This is a genomic window from Desulfoluna butyratoxydans (assembly GCF_900699765.1).
GTDB classification, from domain to species: Bacteria; Desulfobacterota; Desulfobacteria; order Desulfobacterales; family Desulfolunaceae; genus Desulfoluna; species Desulfoluna butyratoxydans.
Genome location: NZ_CAADHO010000005.1, coordinates 218322 through 238398, shown reverse-complemented (window position 1 = coordinate 238398; position 20077 = coordinate 218322). Strand labels below are relative to the sequence as shown.

The 20077-nt window shown below is 52.2% G+C and carries 19 protein-coding genes; all 19 read left to right on the top strand.

Translation table 11 applies throughout. From position 1 onward, the window contains the following. Positions 1 to 9: 9 nt before the first annotated feature. The 19 genes from MSL71_RS15065 to MSL71_RS14975 all read left to right on the top strand — a co-directional run bounded on the left by MSL71_RS15065 (position 10) and on the right by MSL71_RS14975 (position 20046). Positions 10 to 408 carry a hypothetical protein gene (locus MSL71_RS15065; protein ID WP_180141801.1) on the top strand — a complete coding sequence of 133 codons (399 nt, stop codon included), beginning with the start codon at positions 10 to 12 and terminating at the stop codon, positions 406 to 408. Positions 409 to 423: 15 nt separating this feature from the next. Continuing rightward, the gene (locus MSL71_RS15060) at positions 424 to 909 is read left to right on the top strand and encodes a hypothetical protein (protein ID WP_180141799.1); all 486 of its coding nucleotides are present in this window, start codon (positions 424 to 426) and stop codon (positions 907 to 909) included. A 129-nt stretch (positions 910 to 1038) separates the two neighbouring features. Then, positions 1039 to 3159: a hypothetical protein gene (locus tag MSL71_RS15055; RefSeq protein ID WP_180141797.1), complete on the top strand. Its 2121-nt coding sequence runs from the start codon at positions 1039 to 1041 to the stop codon at positions 3157 to 3159. A gap of 44 nt (positions 3160 to 3203) precedes the next feature. Next, positions 3204 to 4253 (top strand): hypothetical protein, encoded by a 1050-nt coding sequence (locus tag MSL71_RS15050; RefSeq protein ID WP_180141796.1) that lies wholly within the window; start codon positions 3204 to 3206, stop codon positions 4251 to 4253. Positions 4254 to 4294: 41 nt separating this feature from the next. Continuing rightward, a complete protein-coding gene (locus MSL71_RS15045; RefSeq protein ID WP_180141795.1) occupies positions 4295 to 5770 on the top strand; it encodes a hypothetical protein in 1476 nt (491 codons plus the stop codon). Between the two features lie 499 nt (positions 5771 to 6269). Next, positions 6270 to 6512, top strand: coding sequence for a hypothetical protein (locus tag MSL71_RS15040; RefSeq protein WP_180141794.1), 243 nt, complete (start codon positions 6270 to 6272; stop codon positions 6510 to 6512). A 9-nt stretch (positions 6513 to 6521) separates the two neighbouring features. Further along, positions 6522 to 6704, top strand: coding sequence for a hypothetical protein (locus tag MSL71_RS15035; protein ID WP_180141793.1), 183 nt, complete (start codon positions 6522 to 6524; stop codon positions 6702 to 6704). Between the two features lie 44 nt (positions 6705 to 6748). Then, the gene (locus tag MSL71_RS15030; protein WP_180141792.1) at positions 6749 to 7972 is read left to right on the top strand and encodes a chitinase; all 1224 of its coding nucleotides are present in this window, start codon (positions 6749 to 6751) and stop codon (positions 7970 to 7972) included. A 32-nt stretch (positions 7973 to 8004) separates the two neighbouring features. After that, entirely contained in the window at positions 8005 to 8430 is a 426-nt protein-coding gene (locus MSL71_RS15025; protein WP_180141791.1) for a hypothetical protein, read from the top strand. Between the two features lie 99 nt (positions 8431 to 8529). After that, positions 8530 to 9738, top strand: coding sequence for a hypothetical protein (locus MSL71_RS15020; RefSeq protein WP_180141790.1), 1209 nt, complete (start codon positions 8530 to 8532; stop codon positions 9736 to 9738). 286 nt (positions 9739 to 10024) lie between these two features. Beyond that, positions 10025 to 10564, top strand: coding sequence for a hypothetical protein (locus MSL71_RS15015; protein WP_180141789.1), 540 nt, complete (start codon positions 10025 to 10027; stop codon positions 10562 to 10564). Between the two features lie 46 nt (positions 10565 to 10610). Further along, positions 10611 to 10808, top strand: a complete 198-nt coding sequence (locus MSL71_RS15010) for an RING finger domain-containing protein (protein WP_180141788.1) — start codon at positions 10611 to 10613, stop codon at positions 10806 to 10808. Between the two features lie 69 nt (positions 10809 to 10877). Beyond that, positions 10878 to 13007 carry a DUF6765 family protein gene (locus MSL71_RS15005; RefSeq protein WP_180141787.1) on the top strand — a complete coding sequence of 710 codons (2130 nt, stop codon included), beginning with the start codon at positions 10878 to 10880 and terminating at the stop codon, positions 13005 to 13007. Between the two features lie 150 nt (positions 13008 to 13157). Beyond that, the gene (locus MSL71_RS15000; RefSeq protein WP_180141786.1) at positions 13158 to 13727 is read left to right on the top strand and encodes a hypothetical protein; all 570 of its coding nucleotides are present in this window, start codon (positions 13158 to 13160) and stop codon (positions 13725 to 13727) included. Positions 13728 to 14301: 574 nt separating this feature from the next. Continuing rightward, positions 14302 to 15537: a hypothetical protein gene (locus tag MSL71_RS14995; protein WP_180141785.1), complete on the top strand. Its 1236-nt coding sequence runs from the start codon at positions 14302 to 14304 to the stop codon at positions 15535 to 15537. 764 nt (positions 15538 to 16301) lie between these two features. Then, the gene (locus tag MSL71_RS14990) at positions 16302 to 16535 is read left to right on the top strand and encodes a tyrosine-type recombinase/integrase (protein WP_246317801.1); all 234 of its coding nucleotides are present in this window, start codon (positions 16302 to 16304) and stop codon (positions 16533 to 16535) included. Between the two features lie 150 nt (positions 16536 to 16685). Then, on the top strand, positions 16686 to 17645 hold the full coding sequence (locus tag MSL71_RS14985; protein ID WP_180141784.1) for a hypothetical protein: 960 nt from the start codon (positions 16686 to 16688) through the stop codon (positions 17643 to 17645). 344 nt (positions 17646 to 17989) lie between these two features. Next, positions 17990 to 18760, top strand: coding sequence for a cache domain-containing protein (locus tag MSL71_RS14980; RefSeq protein ID WP_180141783.1), 771 nt, complete (start codon positions 17990 to 17992; stop codon positions 18758 to 18760). A gap of 17 nt (positions 18761 to 18777) precedes the next feature. Continuing rightward, the gene (locus tag MSL71_RS14975) at positions 18778 to 20046 is read left to right on the top strand and encodes a hypothetical protein (RefSeq protein ID WP_180141781.1); all 1269 of its coding nucleotides are present in this window, start codon (positions 18778 to 18780) and stop codon (positions 20044 to 20046) included. Positions 20047 to 20077 lie beyond the last annotated feature (31 nt).

Sequence of the window (20077 nt, the reverse complement as noted above, 5' to 3'; positions counted from 1 at the left end):
GGAAGATACATGGAAATCATTGTGCTGCTGGCCCATGGCGAGGCCTCGGGCGGTTGTTTTTCCCATCCGAAGATACGGGTCATTGCCAGGGCGGGAGGTCCGCTGTGCGGAAGCGAAGTCCGGGACTACCTCCGCGGGGCCTCCGCCCCGGAGTGCGCCACGTGTTCTTCGGGTGCTTTTTCCGGGATCAGCGACGCAGAGTGCAGCCGGGACCTCGGGGTGATCCCCGGGGCCGGTCCCGGGTTTGTGGACAGCGGCAGGCGAAGCGGCGGCGCCCTGTCGGGAAACCGGGTGTTTGTGCTGCGGGGGACAACGGTGTCGTTCCATGAGATCGCTGAGTTTGCCCAACCCTATCGGAAGGTGATCCTGCTGCCCTGCAGCCGGGAACCGAGTCACATGACTTCATGACAACGGAGGAGAATCATGCCTGCAAACTGTTTGGCCTACGCCTGCGGCAGAGAAGAGATCCCCATGGCCGTCGAGCGTTGCCCGGGATGGGAAGTGTGGTGCAAAAACAACGAGAAAAAAACGGCCCTGACCTGGGGCTACCTGGCCTGTGCCGTTGTGTACCTGGCCACGGTGACCGGGGGGCGGCCCGATAAAAAGAACGTGTTCCGAAGCAAAGAGACCATCAACGGGTACGGGCTGGACCTTCTCAGGATTCTTACGGGAAAGAACGACGGGCAATACCTCAGCGCCCGGGGCCGGATTCCGGAGGAGGGGGACCTGCTCATCTGCGGAACCCCGGCGGACCCTCATTACGTGCGGTACGCAGACGGGACCTTCACCGGGCAACCGGCGGCTGCGGATATCCAGTTCGAGGCCGTGGTCACCGGGGAGACCCTGATGCAGTATACGGACATTGCCGGGGGACGCCGGAACTATGGGATACGGGGGACCTTTCGATGAACGGCTGATGTTTGGGACAGGTAACAGCGGCGGTTTTGCCCCGGCCGTGTGCCGGGCGGCACCCGCCTCGTATACATTCGGTGCCGCAACGGCACACAAACAGAACCCACCTGGGGAGGACGACAACGCATGAAACGGATGAAGGTTGCAACCAAACGTGAAATCGACAGTGAAATCACCGGGCAGCTCCTGAAAATCGATGCCATCCGAGGGGAGCTGATGGCCTATGCCAACCGGTTCATGGAAAAGTACCATACCGACAACCGCCCGCTGCTTGATGCCCTTCCCCTCCATGAACTCTGTTCCCTGAGCGTAAAGGGCGGGCTGGGCCTGAGTAACCTCAAGGCCCAGATCAGCCCCAACCCTCCGGATACCCTGGTCTGGGACGGGTACGCCGGGGATTGCGACCTGAACCTCATCGTGAAGCACGACAAGATCCCCAAGGGCAAAACCGTGGGAGAGGTGATGGCCGCCGTGGCCCAGCGCATCAAGATCCTTCTGGTGGAGAGCATCGAAGACACCCGGTACAGCACCCTCCTAGAACATCTGCCCCATGGCGCCCTGGGCGGGGACAAGCTCTACCGGTGCTCCCAGCTTGAGGCCCTGGCAAAACTCATCGATTTTGCCTCAAAGAAACTGGACATGCCCCTTCAGGTCCCTGTGGAGATGGCAGGGGCCAAGACCATCGTCAACGTGTTCAAGGACCTTATCCCTGTTCTCACCGCCGTGGGCGGTGCCAACCTGAAAAGGGTCTTTGATCTGATCACCACGGCCGATTCCAAGGACTGGCTGGTGTACTGCACCGATACGGTGTTTTTCGTCTCCGACCTCAACCGGGTGAACTCCGCCTGGAACGATGTGGATCACAGCTTTTTTCCTTACGCCCCGGGCCGCATGGATACCCTGGGCCATGAAATCTCGGAGCTGGCCATCGAGCAGCAGAAGGCGCGCCAGAAAGAGGCGGAGGGGCATCAGCCCTACGGCGTGTTCAAGATCATTACCTCGGATTTCAGGTACAGCCTCAGGGACATCTCCGAAGAGCCTGTCTCCGATGACGAGGACACCCTCTTTGAACCTGAGGAGAGCTACAACCTCTCCATGTATGCCAACAACCTCATCGATGACTTCACCCTGATCCGGACGGCCCTGAAATTTCTCGGATACTCCGTGGAATATCGGGACGTGCCGGAAAACTCTCCGGAGGCGGAAAAGCTCGATGTGCGAAACGGTGCGGCCAAGTGCGAGTTCGTGGATGTGGCCGTGCCCCACATTACCTCCCCGGAATGGTATTTCTGTCAGGACCGTACCTACTACCACCAGATTCCCGATCCCGTGCCCGACGGCCAGTGGGGCTTCAAGGTCTGTGATTTCGACTACCAGCTGGAGGAGAACGTCAACCTCATTATCGAAAACTCCTGCGGCCTCAGTCACAGCGCCCACAAGCTGGGCAAGCGCATCGCCCGCATGAAAGAGACCTGGCTGCACTGTGACCATGTGCAGGTGTTTCCCAGGAAGCACGGCGGGCCCAGCCCTGCCAGCATCAAGGAACCCTTTGACGCCCCCAAGGCCCTGGTGGACTCCTTTTGCCGGGATTATGAGCTGCTCTACTCCATCCATACGCTTCCTGACTGGCTCTACGACGGGATGTTCATTTCCCTTAAAGAGCTCAAGGACAAGGCCGATGCCGGGTCGGCGGACGAGGTGGTGGAGGCTGCGAAAAAACTCGGTGAAACCGGTATCTTTGAAATGATGTGCATGGCCGATGTGGTGGACGGCCCGGCCATTGCAGAGCTCAGGGCCTTGCTGGAAGACGGGCATATCAAGGTCAACTGGGTGGTGGCCGCCTACCTGCTTCTCAAGGCGAGCCGGGTGTCCGACGTGATCTGGTTTCCCACCTTCGGGATCCTTCAGGTGGAAAATCCCGAAGAGGTCCAGAAGACCCTCGCCGTAACAAATAACAGCAATGCTCCCATGGCTGCCGGGGATTTGATCAAGGTGGACTGGGATGCCAGGCCCGGGGTGCCGCCCCTGACCTACTTTACCCTCCTGGCACAGGACATCATGGGGCCTTCCCCCGATCACCCCACGCCCTTTTTCGGCTCCGGCCTGGATGCCTCCCGCCGTGCGATTTATCGCGAAATCCGGTTCCGGCTTCGACGCGCCAACAACCAGATGCTGCGCATTGCCTACGGCCGCATGCTCAACGCCTTGATGCGGGGCGCCGCAGAGAGTTTCTCCCTGGAAAAATAGTCGTTTTCCCACATACCAACTCGAACAGGTGAAAGGATGGACCCATGGATACCTTGCACATGGTGTGGATCGGAGACCCGGTTCAACATGAAAAAAATGCCCTGATGCTGCTGACCTCCATCGTGAACGACTCCGGCCTCGCCGCGGACAAGTCCCTGAAGATTAAATTCTGGTGCAACGGGGACAAGGTTGAGGACTTGACCCAGATGGTCAGGAAACTGGAGGCCGCCGGTGAAGACAAGAAGGCCCTTCAACCGACCGAGGTGGTGAACGTCGACACCACCCTGGAAGGTGATATGAAAAACGGATTCCGTTTGACCTATGAGAATTTCGACGGCCAGGTCTTTGTGGAAAAAGAGGGGGCCGTCAAGGAGGCGGCAATGGGCGTAAAACGGGTGTATGACAAGCTTAAAACCGTGGCACCCGTGTCGGCGAAGGACCTCATCGCCCAGTACATCATGTGGCGTGAAGGGGGGCTCTTCATGGATACGACCATGGAACTGGTCGACGGAAAGGCGCTTCTCGCAACCCTGAGCCATGGGGAGAGCTTGAACACCGTGCCTGTTTTACTCGATGTTTCCCAGAACTATCCGGATTTTCTTCAGAGCAAGATGGATACCGATGAGGAAGACCAGGGGATCGCCCATGAATGGAGCTGGATGAATATTGGGCTCTACAGCTCTGATTTTGGGCGTTACGTTCATGAGTACAAAAATAATCTCGAGTGCTGGGCGTTGCGCGCCACCGTTTCAAACCGCCGTATTTTTTCCGTGACGCTGGGGCGTCTTCTCAGGTTTTGGGAGACGGTCTATTTTCTTGATCCTCCGGTGAAAGGGACGGAAAAGGAGGTGGAGAACTTACAAGAGGCCATGGCATCGGGGAAGGGGAACGAAACCCGTGCCACGATGATCGGGGGCTCTATTACCTACAGCCTGTACGAGGGCATGAAAAATGCCACAAAAAAGGGGTTTGATATTGAACGCGGGCTTCCCTGCTGGGTGGAGGACTACTGCTGGACCGGGAAAAAGGAGTCGGGAAAGGTGACCATCGATGCCCTGGGTGTCACCAAATGCTACCAGGGAAGCTGGCGGTAGTGAACGTGAAATGAAACGTTTCATAACATGGAGGAAACAACATGCCTACGAGCATTCCCTATGATCCGTCCCTTGTGTTGGGCAACATCGTCAAACCCGAAAAAATAAAGGCCCTTGAGCACATCGCCACCCTGCAGAAACCCGTGGATGATGCCCAGCAGGAGCTCAATGCCCTCATCCTTGCAAAGCGAAGCATGGACATGACGATCCAGGAAATGATGAACATGAACGTGGATGCCAAGGACCTGGATAAAGTGGCCAAGGAGGTCGAATCCCTGAAAACCTCCATGGCCAATGCGGCCGTGGACCTGGCCAAAAAGACCATCGACGCCCAGAACAACATTAAATCTGCACGGGACAGCCAGAAGGAAGACAAGATAAGCGCCAGCGTGGAGAGCCCCATTGATTATAACAAGTCCGCCATCAAGCAGATGCCCCTGTCGTCGGACTCCATGATCATGGATGCCCAGTACTTTCGATTTGAGTCCAACAAGCAGAGTTCGGACGCCCATTCGAGTTCCATCGCCACCTACGTTTCGGCCCAGACGTCAGGTTTTCTTGAGCCCTCCTACGGAGCCTCCGTGGGGTCGTCGGCCAAGAGCGCCATGGAGAGCCAGCATGCCAACCACAAGCTCGAAGGCACCCTGGTGATCACCGCCAACTGCACCCACAAGATCTGCGATATCTTCGCCCCCTTTGTCCTGGACCCGGAAAAGGGGATCCGTGCATGGAATGTCTACTGCCCGGACCGGAAAATCAATACCGACGACAACACCTCCATGGACCAGGCCATCGAGGGCAAAGACGCCGACACCCCGGGCATGCAGCTCCTCTCCGGTGCCTCCTACGGGTCGAGTTTTGTGGGCCTGGTTCATCTGCTCAAGGATGAGAAGAGCGACTCCTCCCAGTCGGCAAGTTCCCTGGCCGAGTCCCTCAGCACCTCCATCAGCGAAAACCTGTGCCTCTCCAACTACAGCGGGAAGTTCGGCCTGGATTCCTCCTTTGCCGACAGCGTCAAGAGCCTTTTGAGCACCTCCAACCTCCAGACCCATGCCAGCGTCATCACCATGGGCCTGATTCCCTCCATTGTTTCCAACAAGATCGAGACCTCGGTGCAGAACCTGAAGCCCGACCCCAAGGAGGTCATGTCCCAGCTTGCCGCTATCCAGGGGTCCAGTGATTCCGAGGTGAACACCATGGGTTCTGCCGCGGACAAGGCCAAGGCCGGTGAGAGTTTCATGCAGCTGAACAACGCCTATGTCAAAAACGTGGTCTCCAGCCTCGGCGCCTACGACGACAAGAACAACAAGGTCATCGACACCAACTCCCTCATGACCGCCTTCGAGGACTACGTGAAAAAAGCCATCGCAGGCAAATGCGGCGTTCCCATCAACTTTTTCCTGAAGCCCATCACCTCCAGGCAGCTGGCCGAGGCCTGGCTTAACAAGTTCTACCCGGGGCAGTTCATCGGGGCGAGTTCCGGTGACGACCAGTCCAAAGGCCCCGCAAAGAAATAAGGGCTATACCCCAAAATAAGAATACATAACGATGCTCCACCTCAAATTCGTTATGTGTCAAGACAACGTAACTATTCAGCTTGCCTCCGGCGGGTCGCTTTTTTGAAAAAAAGCTCCGCAAAAAACTTTCCGGTAGAAAGGTCAGAACAGTCAGAACCGCTGGAATTCATGGCAAAGCTGTCAAAGCCTGTTTGTCAAACTTTTCAAAGGGTTGGCCCCGGCAGGGCCGCCGGAGGTAAACATAAGCTGAATAGTTACAAAACAACAATCAAAAATTCATGCTGGGGACTTATGGGATGATCCCGTCATGTGTCTTGTACTCATGGCATGACCCTAACCCGGCTCGCCCGAAGGGTGAGAAAATCGAGCAGAAAATCGTGAATTACATTTTGTATTTTTGAAATGTCTGATTTTTTTCGCAGTAACCATCTGCAATGACATTGAATCATTGCAAGTCATTAGTTTTGTTGTGAAATATCACGACTAAGGAGGAAGCCTCATGTACGTCTTAAAAAGCAGCGATGGCCAGCATACGCAACTGGGAACCTCGGCTGGCAACCGGCAGGAAAATTCTGACGGATCTTTTTGGATCACAGGCTGGGGCCCGGTGACCCAGGGCAGGGTCGGCGTGGGTGCCTCCTACTTCCTGAGCGATGCCGACGGGAGTAATTTTATGTCGGTGAGGGTGACACAGATCGGTGGGGCAGGTATGGGCGGTATCTGTTTTGACTACAACGGGTAAGGTCGGCGTGTGGGGCTGGCCGGAGGCGGTCAGTACAAAACGGCATACACGTTCCAGAAGAGTACCAAATCATGGAAGGACCTGGTTGAACCCGCCCAAACGCTCGCCCTTTATGTGGGCACCACGGATCACATCAACATGAACGAGATCCTTCCGAAACTGGGCCTGCCCGATTTTACGGAAGACAACTGACCGATCTGTCCGGTTTTTTCACGAAATTAATCCAAGGAGCCATTATGGTGACATTTATTTCATCGGAAGGCACGCAATGGTACGTCAAGATGACGCTGGTCTCGGAGGAGAAAACAAGGACCCTTAACCTTGACTGCTCGGACAACGTCGCCTTTGACACCCGGTCCGGCGGATCCGTGGACGGGGCGTGGAGCGAGGTGGCGGTCTTCGGGCACAGCCTGCGCTTTGCAAAGGAGGGAAAAACCTTCACCATCTCGGCCAACATCACGGACGGAAAGGCTTTCACCGTGTGCGGAGAGACCGTGGGCACGCCCGAGGCATCATCCGGGGAATCGAATCAGCCCCATGAAGGGGGCAGCGGCGAGGCGGTAGAGATTTCTGATGAGGAAAAGGGCGATCCCCTGGTGCGGCATCCCCTGGAATCCTGGTTTACACGCTGCGTCTGGGACGAGCTCTTTCCCCATGCCAACCATCAGTGCTTTGAAGGCGTCAAACCCTACAGCTATGAGTCCTTTGTGAAAAACGTTCGCTATTTCCCTGGGTTTGCCTCCGGCGAGGAAAAAGAACAGAAAAAAGAACTCGCTGCCCTTTTCGGCATGGCCCTCCAGGAAGTGGGGGGCAAGTCCCTTCGCGACGGAGGCCCCATTGTCCTCAAGGGGCTTACACGGACCAAAGCCTACGGTTTTTCCGAAGCCTCCTGGACCGAGGAGCCCAGCCACAAGTGGAATCTTGCCTTTTCCAGCGAGCAGGGCCACGAACGAAGCCGGGTCTACGATACCGGTTATCCCCTGAAACCCAACCAGAAGTACTTCTCCGGAGCAGGTATTCTCCAGCTCAGTTATCCCGTCAACTACGCCCGTTTCAGCCAGTTTTACTACGGAGACAAGGAGGTCCTTCTCAACAATTCGGACCGGGTAAGAAAAGACCCCGACCTGGTGGTGGCCTCGGCCCTGTTCTACTGGATGGCCCAGGCCGGAACCCGCCCCTCCTGCCATTGCTGCTTTACCGGCAATCCGGTTAACGACACGGACAAAGCCTGTTACGAGCGCATTACCAACCTGGGCTACAAAAAGGGCCTGGCCATGGCCATCGCCGCGGTGAACGGCATCGAGTGTGCCATCCCCGCCGATTACCGGGTGGGCACCCGGGTCAACGGTTATTTTGAATACGGCAAAGCCTTTGGCCTTACGGAGGACGAATTGCTGGAGGATTGCTTTGTGGAGACAGCTGAGATGGCGGGGAACCTTCATACCGCCGGGATTGCCTGATGCCCTGCAATCATTGACAAGGGGAGAATACCATGAACCGGAAAACATGTTTCAGGCCGTCTGTTGTGTGGTGCCTCATTTTGTTCATCAACGTACTCATCCTGGCGGGAATCGGGTGGGCTGCCTTCGGGAACACCGGGGTGAACGACCCCACGGAGACCACGGGCCGGATCATCGCGGAGCTGCAGAAAGTAAGGGTAAAGGCAGAGGCCGACCCGGGCGGGGCATGGGACCTGACCCACGGGGAGTACAGCAAGCTGTTGACCTCCATGATCGATGAGGCCACCAAGGCCTCGCGGGATCAGCAGTCCTTTGCCGCCCACTCCTTTCACATTGTCCTGGGGGCCATCCTCGGCTTTCTTTCGGCGTCGGCTACCATGGTTTTCCAGGGAACAGGGGAGAAGCCCCATGAGGATTCCCCTCCATCCGGGGCGGACGGGGCCGACGAGGGGACATAACGGCCTTGTGACCATGGGACGCGGCGTTTTGAGCGCAGGGCTCGTTGGATGGGGAGGGCAGACATCCTCGGAATCGGTGTGCTGACGAAGGAGGCCATCATGGAGGTCAGGAGGGCGTATTTCAAAACCTGTGACGACATTCCGGATATCCGGAACCTGCAAGGCGACTTCAAACCCATCGATGAATATGGGTTCGAAACCTATCTGGACCTGTGGTCCGAGCGGTTTTTTGGCAAGGATCGCTTTGATTTCGCCGTGTGGGGGGCTTACAAAGAAAACACGTGGAACTACACCGCCTATCACAGGGACGGGTTCAGGCTCAGGGCTTCCCAGACCAAGGGGGATATTGAGTTTACCCACCGGGTCACCGGCGGCTCCCACGGCAACGTGCCGTTCCAGGCATACCGGGATACCTTTCTGGGTGGCCCCATGTTCAAGGAAAACCGGCCCATTCTGACGGATATCGCCAATCCTCTTTTTTCCGTTGTGGATCACAACAGTGCCCATCATATGGCCTACATCCTTGCCAACAAGGGATTTCGAGGCCACGAGGACATGGCATGGCGCCGGGTGGTCATCAACTTCGATAACCACAAGGACTATGAAGCCTTCAACCCGGATGCAGACTCCATCTGCTGCCAGAACTGGGGCCAGGCCTTGCGACCGCGCCCGGACGACAAGACCCTTCATCGGGATCATCCCGTGTCCCGGTACGTGGTCCTGGGCCTGGGCAGCACCATCGCCAACGTGGTCTCCTGGGGGCTCGGCGGCATTCGGTATCAGGACAAGGTGGATCTTTCCCAGGAAATTTTACTTGCCAACGCCCTGCGCAAAAGCCTTGAACTCGGGGTACCCCTGGAAAATTACCTGTTCCATATCACCGTGGACCGCGATTTCATGAAAGGCAGCTACACCCCCTATGGCGACGGCCCCCATTACCCCCACGAAGGCCGCAACATGGTGCTTCAATGCCTTCATTTTCTCAAGCAGCGTGGGGCCACACTCAGCGGGTTCGACGTCACCGGACTTCCCTGTGGCTCCAGCGTCTGGTTCAACACCATCGTCCCTGTTATCTACGCGCGGTGGGTCGCCGACAATCCCATGTCTGAATCGTTCATGAGGGAACACCGCGTTCCCGTGGAATACGTTGCCAAGGTCCATCGGATCTGCGATCGGCTGAGTCTTCCCCGTCGTCCCCTGGACGAAGAGACCCAAGCCCGGGTGCTGATCAAAATTCAGACAGCCCTGGCCTTTGACCAGCTCTGCGACGATGTTCGGTGCTTTTACGATGCGGTTCTGGCCTATTGACTGCCATGGCACATTTTACTGTAACGAATCAGTTCAAAATTGCCTCCAGCCGGAGGCAAGCTGAATAGCCAACACCGCAGAAAATTGATGATACCTCGTAGGGTGCGCCGTGCGCACCGCTGAGCAATATCCCACACCACACCGAATCCTCTTCAGCATGTAGGGTGAACTCCGTGAACCAGATTGCTCCTGCCCCAGAACCGTTGTCGCGTTTTCGATAATGCAACGAAACACCATGCGTGAACCTTAACGTTTTACCTCAACACCAAATAAGGAGGTAACAAACATGCCGATGTGTGGCGCAAGACCCGCTTATCCTTTCAATGACATTTTACCCGGTGCTGTCGGCCAGAACGCAAGGCACCATCTTATCCCTTGGGCCCAGGTGTGTGCGGTGGGGCGGGATTACATTATCGATGAGCAGGCCAGAATCCAGGCTGTTTTTGACCATTATGATGCCGCCAGCCTGCTGGCGGCAAACCTGGGGGGATGGGGAGGGACCGGGCAGGCAAAGGTTCTTGCCGGTGGCGACGGGCTGATCAACCAGATCCTTGTACGAAATGGCGAAGCCTTGGAAGAGTTTGCCGGTTTGTTGTCATGGCTGCCCGGAAACCTTGTGGTTGGTCCCACCGTCAGGCCCCTGCACCCGGATCCCGGTGAGGCGTTCGATGATTTTGCCTGTGAAAGGAGAAGCGCTACCGATGGTGAGTATGCTGACCTGAGGGTGGAGTGGGAAAATGCGGACGATCAACAAAAATTTGAATTGATCAAAGACCTGGCGGGAAAAGCCATACTCAACGACAGCGCCAATGCCGGACTGTGGTGATTCCAATCCATGTACTTTTTAGTAAACCCCACAAAAGGAGATTCCCATGACAACCTGCACGATATGTCTGAAAAAATTCCAGAAGGGCGACAACATCAGAACCCATGATTCCGACGCCACCGGGGAGACAGTGGCCCATCCGTTCCACGAAGAGTGCCTTCGGGAGTGGTATAAAACCCGGGATACATGCCCCATATGCCGGGATCGCATCGATTGGGATGACTGGATCATCGTGGAGATATGACGGGGATTCATCGAAAAATGCAAGGACGACAAATCGTTTTCGTGACGTCTACCAAGAAGGAGACGAGATATGAATATCGATTTTCATTACTACGCAACATACACCGCCGCACGCATTGCCGGTTACAGCTTTTCAGAAGCCCAGACCATCGCCCACGCCGCACAGTATGTGGACGAGTCCGACCGGTCGTTGTTGCAGAATGATGACGGACATCCCCATATCGGTGATTTTGAGATGGTTCCCACCGTGCAGACCAATGCGGAAATGGTCAAATACAACACCATTGCCTGGTCGGGAACCCACCTGGACGAAACCATGAGCGTCTGGATTCCGTTTCACTTTTTGCCCGGCAACTACGGACATGACCACACGGTCGATTATACCGGGCCCATGGAGGATCACGGCTGGACCAACCATTGGGTTTTCAACCGGGAGTCGGAGCAGAAGTTTAAGCTGATATGCCTGCCGAACAGTCTGCTTTTGGGGGAGATGATCAACAATGTGGTGGAGGCGCACGCCGACAATCTGCAGATGCTCGGCCTGCGCATGCATATTCTGTGCGACACCTGGGCCCATTGCTATTATGCGGGCATCCCGGCATGGTTCATGAACAATGCCGGTGAAACGGTGATGGACATCCATCCCGACGGCTCTGAACACGAGGTGGCCTGGACACGAGTCTGGCCGTTGGGGGATCTGTTCAATCCGGAGATCGCCACCCCGGCGCTGCCTGCTTATAACTCCTATGCCTATCAGGGCCACGGACGCATGGGGCACCTGCCGGATTACCCCTACATGAGGTATCGGTATCAGCCCCAATGGTCCGGGGAACCCGTTATCAAGGACAACCGTGATTTTTTCATGAAGGCGTTCAAGCAGATGGTCCAGGCCATGACCTGTGTCCGCAACCGCGCTCCCTTTACGGTTGAGACCTACGCTCCCCTGGACAGCGCCACCGAACAGGTGATCCGCGAGATCCTCGACACCCGCGAGCCTGATCAGTGTGAGGCCTGGAGAAAAAACATCGGTCGCATCCTTGTGGACGGGCAGGCATTGAAGGTACCCGAAACCTTTGAGCGCATGCAGTGGTTGAATGAATACCTCGCCAGCAGCGACAAAACCGGAACGTCGTATTACCGGTTCAATCGGGCGGCTGTGGACCATTTGGGACTGGTTCATGGCCATCTGGAGAGCCAGGGGCTTTTCTTTCTGTCCGGCGACGAGGGGCCCAACACCGTCAGTATGCGGTTTCGCAACCGGGACGGCGCCTGCATCGGCAAGATGTCCGAAAGCGCCTATGGCATCGGCAGCTCCCAATACTATCCACGCATGAGCAACATCGGCCTGACCCACAAGATGATCAAACCGGACGGTGGCCCGCTTCGCTCCGGCGCGGTAACGGAGATCAAAACCACCGAAGATACTGTCGGTGAATACGCCTTCCTGGGCGCCTGGGAGACGCCGGCCCTCTACTATTACACCAAGGATTATTCGGTCAACAAACAGCGCTGGATCATCGAAAAGAGCGATCTCAGCGAGGATGACGTGATCCGGCCGGGTGATCGGGTATATGTCAAGAATCAGAACTTTACCGACAAACCCTACCTGGCCGCCTATCAGTATGGCGACGGCTATCAGTACCTGACCACCATCGCCACCCAGGTGGAGTGGGATCTGGAAGAGGGCCCCATGCCCGGCGGGGTGCCCGTCCAATACCGCACCAGCGATGTGATCCTGCAAGGTGGCAACGGCCAGTTCATCGGCGCCATGCAGGAAGAATCACTCTTTCCATCCACACAGTATTTCCCCAAAATGCGCACAGCCGCCATCACCGTTTCGCTTATCCATACCGACAACGAAGACTCACGGGATGTAGCCCGGCATGGTGCATCCATCAAGATCAAAACCAACGAATCAGCAACCGGTAATTACTGTTTCCTCGGCGCCTGGTCCACCCCGTCGCTTTACTACTACACCAAAGACTACGACACCTCCAAACAGGGCTGGACCCTGGAGAAGATCAATCTGGAAGATGGGGAAGAGATCCGGGCCGGTGACCGGGTGCGGATCAAAAACCATCACTACACCGACAAACCCTACCTCGCCTGGCACCGGACCGCAGATGACAACTACCTGACGACCATCGCTGACGGCAATAGTGACGAGGCGATATGGGTTGCGGGTGTGAAAATGGGCTAGTCGTATGTTTTCATGGGATTGGAGTGGCGGCATTTTGTCAGATAAGTAAGTTTGATCTCTCCTAATATCGTATTGGTCTAAATGTTTTTTGGGTAACAGAGAGAAACTCTATAGTGAACAACTTTAGCGAATTATATAAGGAGAAAATCCATGCCAAATTTTTATATAGGGTCCAATACAAGCCAGAACCAAAATGGTGCAGATGATACATTGCGTTCAGGGTATAATAAAAAAATAAAGGAAAATGGATTAGACTTAAATTCAATTATGGGCACCGATGATGTAAAAAACACTACAGCTGGTGCGACAGGGACTGAATGGGGGGCTTTTACTTCTTGTGGCGGACTTATCGTAAAAACGGAAGATGCTGTTTATATGGGGCATTGCAAGCCAAATGGGGCGCTATTTAAGACAACTGGTGGTGGGGATTGGAAAGAGGGTGCTTGGCTTTATGATAATAGAGCAAACATTACGCAAGCTGTCGTAATCGAGTTCGGGTTTAATGAACAGGTCGCGAATCTCAATAGAATAGTTACTTATTTTGATGAGAATGAGACTCCATATATAAGAATTAAAAGAAATAGCACGTTAGCTTTGAGGGCCTCTGCAGACTTAACCGGAATTTTAATTATGAGTAAACTTAAGTATGATACCGGAATTACCCGTAACTGGGCTGATATAACTGAAGTGAATGAGGGGGTTGATCAGCCAGAGGGTTGAGGCCAACTATCTCCTTGGAGGACGGAGGTAACGTCTTGACATTGGGAAAATTGCCTGCTCTAAACTTCTGCCCACGTTTATAGAGTTTTACTGAGCGGTCAGTAGGACGCCATTTTTCTTAACGATAAACCCAATCTGTATCTCTCAACCAATCAACATACAGAATGTTATTTCTCGTCTCGCCGACGTGAGATGAGGTCGTGACCTGATATTGGACAAATTGTAACGACGCGGACCCTATTCATGATATTCGGCAACTCTGGTTTTCCACGTTACATTAGTAGGATGGGCAAAGTGGAGCGTGTCCATCTTTAACCCGGAATACCTCACCTTTTGAGCACCCGACATAAACATCACGATCAATTGGCATCCTCCTTATGAGGCATTTCCATTCTGCATTCACCCGATGGGAACGCTGTGGCTTTGCACGTGGGGTTTGAATGCAGACCGCTTGGACTATTCCCCAGATTTTGTTTCAGTGTTGCAGAGACCTATTGTTTTGGGTTTGTCAAATGTCAAGACGCGACTCGTATATATATTCGACCCTTAAAGACAAATTTAAAAGGTTTGAGATATGTATGAACAAATAGAAAAAACACAGGAGAATAAACGCAAATCTATTTCTGATGCTGGCTCCCTGATTCAGGGCCGTGGTATATCTACTGATCAGTTTGTGGATAATCGTCCAGAATCCATCCAGATGCAGAAGTTAAAGAATCTGTCTTGTAACAGTCCGCAAGTGCAGCCGTTAAGGGCTTTTAAAAATATGGCAGCTGCTAATTCTGTTGCTCAAAAGAAAGGTAATGTGAAGCAACGGTTTGGATTGAATGCACCTCAATTGATTTCTACAGTGACAACTGATTTAAACGCCTTGTCTTCTTCAGGGGCATTAGTTGCTCAGAGAAAATTAAATGTATCTGGCTTAATCGTTGATATTCAGTCTTTGTCTGAAGACGAGCGTCCTGTGGAAATTGGTAAAATTATTGAGGCTTTACGGTTATATCAAAAGACGCCGGGGGATGAAGCTCTAGCAGAGGTCATCCGGGCATGTGCAGCTGCCAGTTCAGCCACATCTAAATACGAAGCTGCGATTCGAAAAATCAGAAACGCCTATGCAGAGGAAATAAGCAAACGAATGGTTCGTGCCCAAAAGGAGTGGCCGGCTTTTGACAAACAACAAGTTAAAGTTACTGATTCAACGAAAAAACATGCAGCTAAAGGAAGAGATGTTGTTGAACTTGCTTCAACTTTGATTAAAGCTGGTCAATTAGGTAAAGCTCATAATCTATTGATCGATTTTATAGTGAATTATTGGATAAAGAATACTCATGAGAAGGTAAAAAAAATAGACTATTCATATGATATATCTATATCACCAAAAGATAATGGGAGTGGTTTTTACAGCACAGCTAAAAAAGGGGACCCTAGGTATTTCCCAAATCAAGGAATTAAGATTCCATATATGGAAGCAACTGAATCGCAATGGGAAAGTATCGAATTGTTGAAAAGTAGTAATGAATTGGATGATGTTAACGCATTTCATTTCGCCACATTTGCAGTAATGACAATTCTTGAAGAAGTAATGCATCTAGTACAAGAACATATGGGGATTTGGCATAGTCCGGATACTGGTGAATTTGCTACGAAAAGTGGCGTTAAATTAAGTTTTGATGAAGGTCTGACCGATTTTGATGAAGCAGATATATTAGCTTGGATAATGGAGCAAGATTTTCCGGCATGGGCCATTGAAGAATGGGGAGAACATAGTGCCTACAGCATGCGAAGTAAATTTTTAAAATGGAAAGGATAAGAATATTCGAAAATATAAAAAGGTTTGAGAGAAGGGCCCGCGCCTTGATATTTGACAAAGTCCATACTTCAATAAACGCCCTCACACCAGAAAACCATTTTCATATCCTCACTCACTACCATCCACCCACTTCATTCCTTCATAAGGTCATGCCTCCAAAACCATCAAACCGCATCAGAAACATTCAGGCTTTCTTCTTGGTTCTTTCCCTTGTCTTTTCCGCGGAGATGATCTGGCCCTACGGGCCGACAAGGCAGCGTGTGTCCGGGAGACGCTGGATATGGCTAAGGCGAAGGTGGGAACGTCCATCGGCGGACGGCGTTTGACGGTGCGGGTGCCGCACCCTACGTTCGTATAGCTGTATATAGCATTCCATACTGCAACGCTCTATTTTGACGATGCTTTTATGTTTTCGGGGGCAAGAGCATGTATGCATACGCAGGTGATGCCAGGGAACCAGCTAAGAGGGCATGTGCCTATTCTACTTCAGGGCAAAGGAAGCTGGAAGACGAGTCTTTGCCGGCTCGTAATGGCATTGTGTCGCACAGACAACGAGGTGGGCTGTGTCAAAAGGGCGCCACGTCCTCGCAGGTCGTTCAGCGGGGGGAGTGTTCAAAACTTTGTGTCACTCTTCATCGGATCATAAGCCATCCATGGCTTTCTGATCCCTTAAACTCCCAGCCACCCTAAACGGCATCCAAACATATCGTCCTCGTGTCTGGCTTTGTGCAAGTGCCAATGGCGGGAAATATAGTATTACAAGTTTGAGGAAGATTTTTTACCGGGCCTTGAAATTGTCGGGAATTAATAAGAATGCAACATTACATACGCTGAGACATTCCTTTGCAACACATCTTTTGGAACGGGGCACGGATATTAGGTATATTCAAGCTTTTTGGGGCACAGCAGCCCTAAGACCATTCAAATTTACACTCATATCACGACAAAGGGATTTGATAATATTAAATCACCTTTCGACAATCTGGATATATGAATAAGGTGTCTTTATTCCCAAGACCAGACGAATAAAAATACCTCTTTGATGATATATCAAATATAAAATCCATTGGGGGTTTTTACTGTGGTCGTTACAGGCAATGAAGAAAGCCTATAACAACCACTAAAGAAAAATCAAAAAGGTTTGAGATATGTATTCACAAGTAGATAAATCAAAAGAAAATACAAGTCAGGCGGTTGCTAATGTTGTTGGTCAGAAGAAGAGCAATGTCAAACAACGTTTTGGTTTTATGGATAATAGAACTTGCAACAACAAAAAGCAGTTTGTAATCCAAAGGGAGCTAGATCAGGATCTTCAATTAAAATTGCAGCACGACGGATATAAAGGGCCAATGAATGGCCAATATATGAGTTGGACAGGTGAGAATAAAAACGATAAAGATGTTGATTGGAAAGCACACATCGGGGCTGCAAAGAAAGATAAAAAAACGGTAATTGAGAAAGTATCCCCCATCTTGATAGGTTACAAAATGAGCCACAAGTTTGATATAAATGATACAGATATTCTGGATAAACTTGTAACAATTTACCCTCCGAGCAATGAGAATGATTGGGCGATAATATTAAAAGCTCTGGATGATGCATTAAGCGGTGTTGCTACCATTCATGAAAAAACTTCTAAACCAGTATTGAGCAGTGGAAAAATCGGTATGCGTCATGGTCAGATAAATGCGCTAACGTATGAACATATAAAACAAGCTGGCATCGTTTTAAAAGAAACTAAGAGGGAAGTGGTAAACCAAGGGGAAATTGTTTATTACGATGTGGAAACTAAAGAAAAGCTTTGGGAATCTCAGGAAGGGGACTTGGCATGGGTTAGCTTCATGGGAGCTTTCTTTTTCTTGAATATCGGAAGGCCACAGGCTGCTGTGCTATGGGATGGTTTGCTTCGGAGTGACCCTAGGAGTGAATGGAATCCATTCGGTATAAAACTTCCAGAGAGAGTAGAAACGAAAGAAGAGGCTGAAACAAAGAACTCACAATTCCTAGAGCAGCTGCAAACAGAGAAGAAAAAAAGTGATAAAGATGCTAACATAAGAGCAAGCTATTATTCGAAGTTGTTCAGTTTGGGGATATTAAAAAGGCCTTAGAAAGGTTAGATTCTATTCCGTAATCTTTATATACATCAGTAATAATGAAAATCTCCATCCCATAACAAAATCCAAAAATCATTAAAACGCTTTTTAGCCTAATTGTTCAAGAAAGCCGCAACGCGGCAAGCCATTCCTCAGCCTTCATGGCAAGCTAATAGAACCCGCAACACAACCACTTTATTTTAGAAAAGATATATCGTAGCCTGCCGAAGAACACATGGATAATGGGTCGCGTCTTGACATTTGACAAAATCCATACTTAAAAAACGCCTTCACAGCATAACTCCGATTTTCCCATCCATACGTCACACAAGCCCCCCACTTCATTCCTTCACAAGGTCATGCCCCCAAAACCAATAAACCACATCAGAAATACCCAGGTCGTCCTCCTGACTCTTTCCCTTCTCTTTTCGGGCGTAATGATCTGGCACTACCGGGCCGACAAGGCTGCATGTGTCCGGGAGACGCTGGATATGGCCAGGGCAAAGGTGGGAGCGTCCATCGGGTATGCGGAATCTCGGTTAGCTGAGCTTGAGCGGGTGGGGCAGGAATTGGCCAGGGAGATTGCTGCCGCGAAGCCGGATGCTGATGCTCTGGAGGCGATGGTTGTGGCGGCGGCTGAGAAACATGGTTTTCTCAACGGGATTTGCGTGGCATTCAGGCCGTTTCAGGCTCCGGGGGGAAAGGAACTCTATGCACCTTATTACCGGAAAAACAGGGCCGGAGTTTTTGGCATGACGTATGTGGATGATGTCTACAATTATGCGGACGGTTCCTGGGAGTGGTTTGAGAGGCCCCTGGAGGAGGGGGCGGTATGGCATGATCCGTTCTACGGAAAGGCGAGCGGTGCGTTTCTGGTTCAGTATGGGGTGCCTGTTTCCATCCAAAACGAGAATGATGCGGTGGTGGGAGTAAACTACTCATTGGGGATATCCGGGAATACATGGCTGCCTCGGAGCTGGATGGGGCGGGGTATTCGGCTATCATCACGGCTTCAGGGCGTTTTGTGTATCATCCCAATGACGACCTCGTTACGCACACACAGACTGTGTTTGATATTGCCCGTTCAACCAACAACCGGAACTTACTGGATGCCTCTGAAAATGCGGTGAAAGGTAAGGCTGGTCAGGTGGAGTATACCAGCCCGGTGACCGGCCTGGAGGGGTGGTTTCTTTACAGGCCCCTTGCTGTTCCAGGGTGGGCGGTGTTGTCCGTGATTGATCGGCACGATGCCCAGCTGGGCAAGGATGACTTGAAAAAGCACGGCATGGAAGTCAGTTTTGCCTTGATTACCGCTTGTTGCTTCTTCTGCATGGTGGTGGTGAAGAGGTACTGGGTCAAGACTCTGTTGTGCTCCCTTGGGTTTGTTATGGGAATCGGGGTGACCTGGTACATCGTGATCAATACGTCTGCGGAAACAGGGCAGATCATTTCCAGTGAGATGACACTGGACAAGTTTAAAAAGAAATATGATGCGGAGTGCCAGCAAAGGCATCTGTCTACTCCGGTGTATGTGCCCACGGGGCTGTTTGTACAATCCATTGAGTACGACGGGCCGAACAATGTCACCATGACCGGATATGTCTGGCAGACGTACGACACCGGTTCGAAAATCGAGAAGGGCCTTGTGTTTCCCGAAGCGGTCAAGACCCTTCTGGAAGAGACATATCGGAAAACAGTCAATGGGAAAGAGGTGGTGGGGTGGTATTTCGAGGTGACGGTGAGAGAGCGGTTCGATAACAGCAAATTCCCCCTCGATAAAGTGAACCTCTGGATCAGGATGTGGCATAAAAATTTTTATGACAATGTGGTCCTGGTCCCGGATATTGCGTCCTACCAACTGAGCAATCCAAAATCCCTTGCCGGAATTGAAGCGAATATCGTGACGGAGGGAAAACATATTGTGTCATCGTTTTTCAGCTACAGGTGCAACGCCTACAAAACGAACTTCGGCGTGGCGCGGGGCAAGCCGGGCCGGGACGTTCCTGAACTTTACTACAATATCGCCATGAGTCGGAAATTTCTGGATTCCTTTGTGGCTCACCTGATCCCTTTGATCGTGGTTCTCTCCCTGCTCTATATTATCCTGTTGATGAGTGTTCTGGAAAAAAGCCTTGCGTTGAATGTTCTTGCGGCGTGCTCGGGCCTGTTTTTTGTGGCTATTTTTGATCATATAGGCCTCAGGGAGTCGTTGTCTGCTTCCGGCATCGTCTATCTGGAATACTACTATTTTGTAACGTATTTTGTCCTTCTGGCCGTATCCATCAATTCATATCTCTACGCCTACCATGGCAATCTCGGCCTGGTGGGGTTCCAGCGCAATATCTATCCACGGGTGTTTTACTGGCCCATGATCACCGGGCTGCTGTATGCCGTAACCTTTGCAGTCTATTATTGATTGCCAACCCCCACCCTATGAGGCCCCCCAT

What these genes read in the sequence shown, in the direction of transcription:
- MSL71_RS15065 (WP_180141801.1), top strand. Translation starts at nt 10, where the DNA reads ATGGAAATCATTGTGCTGCTGGCCCATGGCGAGGCCTCGGGCGGTTGT.
- MSL71_RS15060 (WP_180141799.1), top strand. Translation starts at nt 424, where the DNA reads ATGCCTGCAAACTGTTTGGCCTACGCCTGCGGCAGAGAAGAGATCCCC.
- MSL71_RS15055 (WP_180141797.1), top strand. Translation starts at nt 1,039, where the DNA reads ATGAAACGGATGAAGGTTGCAACCAAACGTGAAATCGACAGTGAAATC.
- MSL71_RS15050 (WP_180141796.1), top strand. Translation starts at nt 3,204, where the DNA reads ATGGATACCTTGCACATGGTGTGGATCGGAGACCCGGTTCAACATGAA.
- MSL71_RS15045 (WP_180141795.1), top strand. Translation starts at nt 4,295, where the DNA reads ATGCCTACGAGCATTCCCTATGATCCGTCCCTTGTGTTGGGCAACATC.
- MSL71_RS15040 (WP_180141794.1), top strand. Translation starts at nt 6,270, where the DNA reads ATGTACGTCTTAAAAAGCAGCGATGGCCAGCATACGCAACTGGGAACC.
- MSL71_RS15030 (WP_180141792.1), top strand. Translation starts at nt 6,749, where the DNA reads ATGGTGACATTTATTTCATCGGAAGGCACGCAATGGTACGTCAAGATG.
- MSL71_RS15025 (WP_180141791.1), top strand. Translation starts at nt 8,005, where the DNA reads ATGAACCGGAAAACATGTTTCAGGCCGTCTGTTGTGTGGTGCCTCATT.
- MSL71_RS15020 (WP_180141790.1), top strand. Translation starts at nt 8,530, where the DNA reads ATGGAGGTCAGGAGGGCGTATTTCAAAACCTGTGACGACATTCCGGAT.
- MSL71_RS15015 (WP_180141789.1), top strand. Translation starts at nt 10,025, where the DNA reads ATGCCGATGTGTGGCGCAAGACCCGCTTATCCTTTCAATGACATTTTA.
- MSL71_RS15010 (WP_180141788.1), top strand. Translation starts at nt 10,611, where the DNA reads ATGACAACCTGCACGATATGTCTGAAAAAATTCCAGAAGGGCGACAAC.
- MSL71_RS15005 (WP_180141787.1), top strand. Translation starts at nt 10,878, where the DNA reads ATGAATATCGATTTTCATTACTACGCAACATACACCGCCGCACGCATT.
- MSL71_RS15000 (WP_180141786.1), top strand. Translation starts at nt 13,158, where the DNA reads ATGCCAAATTTTTATATAGGGTCCAATACAAGCCAGAACCAAAATGGT.
- MSL71_RS14995 (WP_180141785.1), top strand. Translation starts at nt 14,302, where the DNA reads ATGTATGAACAAATAGAAAAAACACAGGAGAATAAACGCAAATCTATT.
- MSL71_RS14985 (WP_180141784.1), top strand. Translation starts at nt 16,686, where the DNA reads ATGTATTCACAAGTAGATAAATCAAAAGAAAATACAAGTCAGGCGGTT.
- MSL71_RS14980 (WP_180141783.1), top strand. Translation starts at nt 17,990, where the DNA reads ATGCCCCCAAAACCAATAAACCACATCAGAAATACCCAGGTCGTCCTC.